The organism is Stenotrophomonas sp. NPDC077659 (genome assembly GCF_050268705.1).
In the GTDB taxonomy this organism is placed as follows: Bacteria; Pseudomonadota; Gammaproteobacteria; order Xanthomonadales; family Xanthomonadaceae; genus Stenotrophomonas.
Genome location: NZ_JBNNHG010000007.1, coordinates 43,177 through 51,782, shown reverse-complemented (window position 1 = coordinate 51,782; position 8,606 = coordinate 43,177). Strand labels below are relative to the sequence as shown.

Genomic DNA, 8,606 nt, shown 5'->3' with positions numbered 1-8,606 from the left:
GCAATCGCACAGGTAGCGCCGGTCCATGCCCGGAGGAATGACGGCACCGCGCGTGGCCCATCCATGCATGGCGTGGATCTACTGCGGCAATCGCAGAGGTAGCGCCGGGCCGTGCCCGGCGGAATGCCGGCACCGCGTGTGGTCCATCCACGCATGGCGTGGATCTACTGCGGCAATCGCAGTGGTAGCGCCGGGTCATGCCCAGTGCGTTGCCTGCACCGCGTGTCATTCCTCCGGGCGCATGCGCGCGCTGGCCTGCGCGTTGATCGCCAGGCAGGCCATGATCAGTCCTTCCATCACCCGGTCGCCGGGGTAATCCTCATCCGGACCGTTCTGGCGGATGCGTTCGCCCGCCAGCAGCATTTCCAGGGCGATGGTCAGGCCGGCCCGTGCGCAGTCGGCATCAGCCAGGGCGATGCGACGGCCGATACGCAGCGACGGTTCGGGCCACGGCTGGCCATCGGCGGCGGCACCGCAGCCAATGTCCTTGAGGGCGTTGATGAAGGCGCTACCGTTGCGGGGCGCGTAATCGTCTTCGGTGTTGGCGGGGGTGTTGGCGGCAAACTTCGGTGTGGTCATGGCGAGAGCTCCATGCAGAACAGACGGTAGCCGCCACACAGAGGTGGCGGGCGGAGACGTGGCTCGAAAACCGGGAGATCACACACACGACCGGCAGGCGCGAGGCCTCCACGCTCCGCCCGCCATGGCCGGCAGACGGATTGCCAGCCGGCCCCACACGAGGTGACACCGGCTGGCAAGCGCAAACAACATTGTGTGATCTGACGGGTTTTCGAGGCCCGGCCACCCGTTGTCGGTGGCACGTCATCTGTACTCGCTTGCTTGCGCTGCGCCCATCAGACAAGTTGCAAACCCGTTCGACGCAAGACGCTTTCGGCATTCTTGCACGCTGCTAAGTCGCGCCAGAGCCAGGCGCCGCAAGGCCCGCCGGCGTGCGGGGAATATGCGACATGCGTCGAGGTTGCCGGGCAGGCCACGGGCGCCACCGCCGGTCGATGGCGACATGTCTGGCCGTCGCGCGGGGGACGCGCTGGCAGCTGATACGCTTGGGCGCAATGGTCCGTGCGACCAAGGAATGGATCGGCAATGGAGTTTGATTCGATCAGCCCTGCCATCAGCGGGGTGATGGGCGGAATGCTCGCGACGTCGCTGGTCGCGCGCTGGTCGCGCAATCTGCCTGGCGGCTACAGAGGTAAATCCCGCCAGCGCCTCGCCCGCGAGCATCGTGCGTCCATCTGGACGGCGAATGCACTGTTCTTTGTCGGCCTCTTTTCTGGCGTGGCGCTCTACCCGCTGGGTGGTTTCGCGAATACGGATTGGCGGCCGTTGCTCTGGGGCTTCGGCCTGGCATCCGTGCTTCCCCTGCTTGCGATTTCCGTTGTTTCGCTTCTCTCAGGTCGCAGGCTGAAAGAGGGATTCGTTGCGTTCGCGCTGGGCCAGGGCAGCCCTGTGTGGGTGACCTATCTTCCCTTGGGTGCGGGTGTCGTGGCGTTTGGATTCGCGGTTGCAGATCTGGTGAGCTGATTCATGTTGGCGATGCGCGCGTCTGCCGCCCACTACTTCCCCCAGCGCCATCCCGGCGGCGCGCCTTTCAGCCAGCAGACCAGCACCAGCACCAGGATCACCGCCCACGTGTACAGCTGGAACGCCAGGGGCCGTTGGGACGGAGAGAACAGGAACGGGCCCGCCAGCAGCAGAGCGAGTGCCGCGGCGTAAACCACCCAGCCCTGCCAAGCAAAAGGCAGGCCCCAGCCCCAGCCGTATCGCTTCCGTGCGAACCAGTATTTCTTCTCGTCCATGGGTGTCTTGTATCACCTTGTGGACGCCGGACCAACCGTCACCCGCCTTCACCGCCCAGCAGCGAGAATAGTCTGCCGGTACGCGTCAACGCGTGCCACTCACTGCCCGCAGGATGGCGAAGATGTCCAACACCCCTTCTGGCGAGTCATCCTGTACTGCCGCCGCCAGCGGTTGCGTCGAGGTTCGCGGTGCGCGCGAGCACAACCTGAAGAATGTCGACGTCTCCATTCCACGCAATGCGCTGGTGGTGTTCTCCGGCGTCTCCGGCTCCGGCAAGTCATCGCTGGCTTTCGGTACCGTGTATGCGGAGGCGCAGCGACGCTACTTCGAATCCGTTGCGCCCTATGCGCGAAGGCTGATCGACCAGGCCGGCGTGCCCGATGTGGATGCGATCAATGGTCTGCCGCCTGCGGTGGCGTTGCAGCAGCAACGCGGTGCCAGCAACGCGCGGTCATCGGTGGGCAGTGTCACCACGCTGTCCAGCCTGGTACGCATGATGTACTCGCGTGCCGGCACCTATCCCGCCAAGCAGCCCATGCTGTACGCCGAGGATTTCTCGCCCAACACGCCGCAGGGTGCGTGCAGCACCTGCCACGGCCTTGGCCACGTGTACGAGGTGACCGAAGCGTTGATGGTCCCCGACCCGTCACTGAGCATCCGTGAGCGTGCCATTGCCTCCTGGCCGCCGGCATGGCACGGGCAGAACCTGCGCGACATCCTGGTCACGCTGGGCTACGACATCGACGTGCCGTGGAAGACGCTGCCGAAGAAGGACCGGGACTGGATCCTGTTCACCGAGGAAGCACCGAGCGTACCGGTCTATGCAGGTTTCACCCCCGCAGAGACCCGTGCCGCACTCAAGCGCAGGCAGGAACCCAGCTACATGGGCACCTACACCGGCGCGCGCCGCTATGTGCTGCACACGTTTGCCAACACGCAGAGTGCGCTGATGCGCAAGCGCGTGTCCCGCTACATGGAAGGCAAACTGTGCCCGGCCTGCGAGGGCAAACGTCTGAAGCCCGAAGCCCTCTCGGTCACCTTCGCAGGCGTGGATATCGGCGAGTTCATGCGGCTGCCGCTGGATCAGCTGGCCGAGCTGCTGCAGCCCGTCGCGGAAGGGGATTTCAGCGCGTACGGCAAACGCGCACGCGCGGCCCTCAGCGCCGCCCTGTCGGAAGAAAAGCAGCTGGCCGCGCAGCGGCTGGCGGGCGGGGTGATGGCCCGTGTACGCCAGCTGCGTGGCCTGGGCCTGGGTTATCTGTCTCTGGATCGCGCAACGCCGACGCTGTCAGCGGGTGAACTGCAGCGCCTGCGACTGGCCACGCAGTTGAGCTCGCTGCTGTTCGGCGTGCTGTATGTGCTCGATGAGCCCTCGGCGGGCCTGCACCCCGCCGACAGCAAGGCGCTGTACGACGCGCTGGACCGGCTGCGTGACGGCGGCAATTCGGTGTTCGTGGTCGAGCATGATCTGGAGCTGATGCGCCGCGCGCAGTGGCTGGTGGATGTGGGCCCGGAGGCGGGCGAGCACGGTGGGCGCGTTCTTTACAGTGGCCAGCCCGAGGGCCTGCGCCAGGTTGCGGACTCGCGCACGGCCCGCTATCTGTTCGACCAGGTACCTGCGCCCGCCAGCCGGCAACGCAGCGCGGAAAGCTGGCTGCAGCTGCAGGCTATCCACCGCCACAACCTGAGCGGCGTGGATGTGCAGGTGCCGCTGGGGCTGCTGACCGCGGTGACCGGCATTTCCGGATCGGGCAAATCCAGCCTGATGGCGCAGGCCCTGCCGGAGCTGATGCTGCTGCACCTGGGCCACGAACCGATGGACGATGCCGCCGAAAGCGCACCGACCGGTGGCCCCACGGTGATTGAAGCAACGCGCGGCCGGCTGGGCGGCGATGTCGATGCCATCCAGCGGGTCGTGCAGGTGGACCAGAAGCCCATCGGCCGCACGCCGCGTTCCAACCTGGCTACTTACACCGGGCTGTTCGACCACGTGCGCAAGCTGTTTGCTGCGACGCCTGCAGCGCGCCGTCGAAAATTCAATGCAGGGCGCTTCTCCTTCAACGTGGCCAAGGGCCGCTGCGAAACCTGCGAAGGCGAAGGCTTCGTCAGTGTCGAACTGCTGTTCATGCCCAGCGTCTATGCGCCGTGCCCCACCTGTCACGGTGCGCGCTACAACGAGGCCACGCTGAAAGTATTGTGGAATGATTGCAACATCGCCCAGGTGCTGCAGATGACGGTGGACGAAGCGCATACGTTCTTTGGCGCGGAAGAGGCCATCGCGCGCCCGCTGCACCTGCTGCAGGACATCGGCCTGGGCTATCTGCGGCTGGGCCAGCCGGCCACCGAGCTCTCAGGCGGCGAGGCGCAACGCATCAAGCTGGCCACCGAACTGCAGCGCAGTCAGCGCGGGCGCAGCCTGTACATACTGGATGAACCCACCACCGGCCTGCACGCATCGGACGCGGACCGCTTGATGGTGCAGCTGCAGCGCCTGGTGGAGGCGGGAAACACGGTGGTGATGATCGAGCACGACATGCGCGCGGTGGCGCAGGCGGACTGGGTGATCGATGTCGGGCCGGGCGCAGGCGCGGCGGGCGGCGGCATCGTGGCGAAGGGTACGCCGGATCAGGTCGCGCGTGTGAAAGGCAGCAGGACGGCGCCGTTCCTGGCAAAGGAACTTGCACGGCAAAGCAGGGCGTAACACCGCCGCGTCCCGCTACCGGATCACTGTGCAGGGCGCGGTCCTGTCGAGGGCTGCAAGGTGACGCCCTGCAGGGCATATCGGCCACCCCCGTGGATCGAGGTGGAAACTTCGACCAGGGTGGTGCGCGGCGATACATCCACCGCCAGCTGCACGCCCCGCAGCCTTGCCGGGCCCTGGATGCTGCGGCGGACCTGGTGCTGCGTGCGCCAGCCATCATAGGCGGTGAGCGTCACATCAACCGTCGATCCGGCATCGACCTCGGTCTCATCCAGCGTGAGCACGTACTGCGTACCCACGCCGCCCGTCTGGATCGCATAGGCATAGCCGCAAGTCTTCGTGCGGTCTGACGCCACCTCGATAGACGCGCCACCTGGCGTCTGTGGGGAACTTCTGAAGCCCTGCGTACAGGTCTGCCCCACGGTACGGCTGCCTTCCCGCCACGGTTTCGGAACCGTGGACAGGTAGACTGCCAATGCCACGGACAGGAACATCACCAGCAGCGATGCCGCGCCAAACAGAATCCATCCAACACGATGGTCGCGGTGCTGGTTCACGTCCTTGTGCGTCTGCATCTGAGCGACCTTTCTGTCCCTGGCATCGATCTGCAGTCTAGCCTCTGTGCGCCGCAGGGTGCGCCCGGCAGGCCGGGGTCCGCCGGCTGACGCCGCATCGGTATCGCCATCGGCCAGCAGTACATAACCACCCGGCATTTCAGCATCGGGCCGTGAGCGGGGTTAATGAACCTGCAATGTCTGGCACGCCCATCGCGGCGCGCAGGCGGCGCTTCCCCCACTACCCGTACGCCCCACGATGACGACAACTCGTTCCTTACTGCGCCCGCGATTGCTGGCGTTGGCGGTGTTGCTTGCCACCGCGTCCCCCGCCCTGCATGCCCAGTCCACCACCGGCGCCATCGCCGGCCTGGCACCTCCTTCCGCCCAGCGCATCTTCGTCCGCAGCGATACCGGCCTCACCCGCGAGGTGACGGTGGATGCGCGTGGCCGCTACACCATCAGCCAGTTGCCACTGGGCCGCTATGTGGTGGAAGCACGCGACGCCGATGGCAACGTGCTGCAGACCCGAGAGGGCGTTGCGCTGACCGTGGGCACCAGCACCGAGGTCTCGTTCGGCGAGGTCACGCGCCTGGATGGCGTACAGGTCAGTGCGGATCGCGCAGCCGCTGCCATCGACGTCAGCAGCGTCGATTCGCGAACGGTCATCACCGCCGAGCAGCTGCAGCGCCTGCCGCTTGGGCGCTCTGCCGAGGCCATCGCGCAGCTTGCACCGGGTGTGGTCGGCAACGGTGGCAACGGCAGCTATGCCGGTCCGACCGGTGCGCAGCTGGTCAGCTTTGGCGGCTCGTCGGCGGCGGAGAACGCGTACTACATCAACGGCTTCAACAGTACTGACCCACTGCGCGGCCTGGGCGGCCTGACCCTGCCCTATGGCAGCATCGACCAGCAGGAAATCTATACCGGCGGCTACAGTGCCAAGTACGGCCGCTCGGACGGCGGCGTCATCAATGCGGTGGGCAAGCGCGGCACCAACGACTGGCACTTCGGCGGGCAGTTCACCTGGGAACCGGCCTCGACGCGCTCGGACAAGGACGACGTGCGTTACCCCGGCAATGGCGCGCTGTATTCGCCGGAAAGCAAGGACCGCGAGTGGGTGACTACGCAGAGCATCTACGCCGGCGGCCCGCTGATTGAAGACAAACTGTTCTTCTTCGGCTCCTACGAGCTGGAGCGCCGCGAGGGCACCGACGTGAAGAATGTCGAGGCGACCAACTCGTACTCGAAGTATGAGTACAACCGCCCGCGCTGGTACGCAAAGCTGGACTGGAACATTACCGACAACCACCTGCTGGAGCTGACCGGTGCGTCCAGCCGCAATGTCTTCCGCGGCGACATCTTCGCCTACGACTACGACACGCTGGCCCGAGGCGCACAGCGCGGCAAGGAAGACACCACCAAGACCGGCGGCGATCTGTGGACGGCCAAGTACACCGGCTACCTGACTGACCGGCTCACGGTGAGTGCGCAGTACGGCGAGATGAAGACCGATGACTACATCGGCAACCCGGCCTACAACGGCAGCCTGACCTACATCAACAGCGCCAACCTGCAGAATCCGGCACTCAACGGTGGTACGCCGATCACCAACGCGCAGACCACCTCGTTGCTGGTTGATCCGGCGCGTGGAAACCGCAGCAACAACCTGCGCCTGGACGCGAACTACGTGTGGGGCGACCACAGCATCACGCTGGGCATCGACAACCAGAACGCGCGTGCGCTCAACCGTGGCTCGGTGGCCTCGGCCGATGGCTACTACTGGATCTATGGCCAGTCCAACCCGAACGTACCGATCAATACCGGGCTGGGCGTGCCGGCTACCGGCGGCATCCGCAATGGTGAAGACGGTTACTACGTGCGGCAGTACATCTACAGCGCACTGGCCTCGGTGCGCGCTTCGCAGCGTGCGCAGTACATCGAGGACAACTGGCAGGTGACCGACCGCCTGCTGCTGAACCTGGGCCTGCGCCTGGACCAGTTCACCAACTACAACCGCGACGGCGACGCCTACATCAAGCAGACCAGCGGGCAGTGGGCGCCGCGCCTGGGCTTCAGCTGGGATGTCGGCGGCGACGGCCGCTTCAAGGTGTTCGGCAACGTGGGCCGCTACTATCTGGCGCTGCCGTTGAACCCCGCGTTCAATGCGGCTGGTGCAACGCTGGCCACCTCCACGTACTACACCTACGGCGGCATCGACAGCAACGGCTACCCGACCGATCTCACCCAGTTCTCCGATGCGGTGTCGTCCAACAACAACTATGGCCTGCTGCCGGATGCGAAGACGGTGGCCACTTCTGGTATCAAGCCGTCTTTCCAGGATGAGTTCATCCTCGGCTTCACCAAGGCACTGGGACAGGACTGGGTGTACGGCGCGAAAGCGACCTATCGCGCGCTGCGCAGCGGCGTTGATGACTACTGCGATATCGATGCGGTGCTGGGCAAGGCCAGCAGCCTCGGCTACAACGTCACCAAGGACAGCAATCCGGTCAGCTGCTGGCTGATCAACCCGGGGCGCGCGAACACCTTCAACCTGGTCGACACCAGCGGCAATTACGTGAGCGTGCCGCTGACCAATGCCGAGATGGGTTTCCCGAAGTTCAAGCGCAACTACTATGCGGTAAACCTCTCGCTGGAACATCCGTTTGATGGCCGCTGGTACGGCCGTGCGGACTACACGTGGTCGCGCAGCTACGGCACCACCGAAGGCCAGCTGCTGTCGGGCATCGGCCAGACCGCGGTGTCGACCACGCAGGCCTGGGATTACGCCCAGCTGATGGAGCACACCAACGGGCCGCAGAGCAATGACCACACCCACCAGTTCAAGCTGCACGGCTACTACCAGCTGACCCCGGAATGGCTGGTTTCGGCCAACGTGCGGGTGATCTCGGGTACGCCGTTCAGCGCGCTGGGTTCGTATGGCCCGGACTTCGAAGATCCCTCTGGCTATGGCATTGCTTACCACTTCTACAACGGCCAGCCGGCGCCTCCGGGCAGCCAGGGGCGGCTGCCGTGGCTGAAGCAGCTGGATCTGGGCGTGTCGTACCGGCCCGCAGCCGCTGAGGGGCGATTGGGCTTCAACCTGGATGTGTTCAATGTGTTCAACAGCCAGGTGGCGCTGTGGAAATCGCCGTATTCCGAGCTGGACCCGGGCCAGCCTGACCCGCTGTATGGAGCGGCGACGGTGCGGCAGGCACCGCGCTCGCTGCGGGTGAGCGTGAGCTACGACTACTGAGGGAGTTGGTCGGGTATGGCCCGGCGCTACCGTGGTCGCAAAGCCTTGTAGAGCCGAGCCCATGCTCGGCTGCGATCAGGCGGATGCAAGGCAGCCGAGCGTAGGCTCGGCTCTACAGCTGGGCAGTCGAGCAAGGTCGACGCTTCGGAATTCCCGTGTAGAGCCGAGCGTAGGCTCGGCTCTACAGTTGGGCAGTCGAGCAAGATCGACGATTCGGAATTCCCGTGTAGAGCCGAGCCCATGCTCGGCTGCGATCAGGCGGATGCAAGGCAGCCGAGCG

Annotated in this window: 6 protein-coding genes; 3 read left to right on the top strand and 3 right to left on the bottom strand. The window is 65.4% G+C overall.

Annotation, left to right across the window (positions count from 1 at the left end):
* Nucleotides 1-225: 225 nt before the first annotated feature.
* Nucleotides 226-579, bottom strand: coding sequence for a hypothetical protein (locus tag ACQKDV_RS02330; protein ID WP_427782177.1), 354 nt, complete (start codon nt 577-579; stop codon nt 226-228).
* Nucleotides 580-1,104: 525 nt separating this feature from the next.
* Here ACQKDV_RS02330 and ACQKDV_RS02325 point away from each other — a divergent pair.
* Nucleotides 1,105-1,542 (top strand): hypothetical protein, encoded by a 438-nt coding sequence (locus ACQKDV_RS02325; RefSeq protein WP_427782176.1) that lies wholly within the window; start codon nt 1,105-1,107, stop codon nt 1,540-1,542.
* A 32-nt stretch (nt 1,543-1,574) separates the two neighbouring features.
* Here the strand turns inward: ACQKDV_RS02325 and ACQKDV_RS02320 are convergent, their stop codons facing one another.
* Nucleotides 1,575-1,817 (bottom strand): hypothetical protein, encoded by a 243-nt coding sequence (locus tag ACQKDV_RS02320; RefSeq protein ID WP_427782175.1) that lies wholly within the window; start codon nt 1,815-1,817, stop codon nt 1,575-1,577.
* Nucleotides 1,818-1,939: 122 nt separating this feature from the next.
* On the opposite strand from ACQKDV_RS02320, the gene ACQKDV_RS02315 reads away from it, so the two are divergent.
* Complete coding sequence (locus ACQKDV_RS02315; protein WP_427782174.1) at nt 1,940-4,519, top strand: excinuclease ABC subunit A; 2,580 nt, start codon at nt 1,940-1,942, stop codon at nt 4,517-4,519.
* A 23-nt stretch (nt 4,520-4,542) separates the two neighbouring features.
* Here ACQKDV_RS02315 and ACQKDV_RS02310 read toward each other — a convergent pair whose 3' ends face one another.
* Nucleotides 4,543-5,094: a hypothetical protein gene (locus ACQKDV_RS02310; RefSeq protein ID WP_427782173.1), complete on the bottom strand. Its 552-nt coding sequence runs from the start codon at nt 5,092-5,094 to the stop codon at nt 4,543-4,545.
* A gap of 238 nt (nt 5,095-5,332) precedes the next feature.
* Here ACQKDV_RS02310 and ACQKDV_RS02305 point away from each other — a divergent pair, with 238 nt between their 5' ends.
* A complete protein-coding gene (locus tag ACQKDV_RS02305) occupies nt 5,333-8,326 on the top strand; it encodes a TonB-dependent receptor (RefSeq protein ID WP_427782172.1) in 2,994 nt (997 codons plus the stop codon).
* Nucleotides 8,327-8,606: the final 280 nt, after the last annotated feature.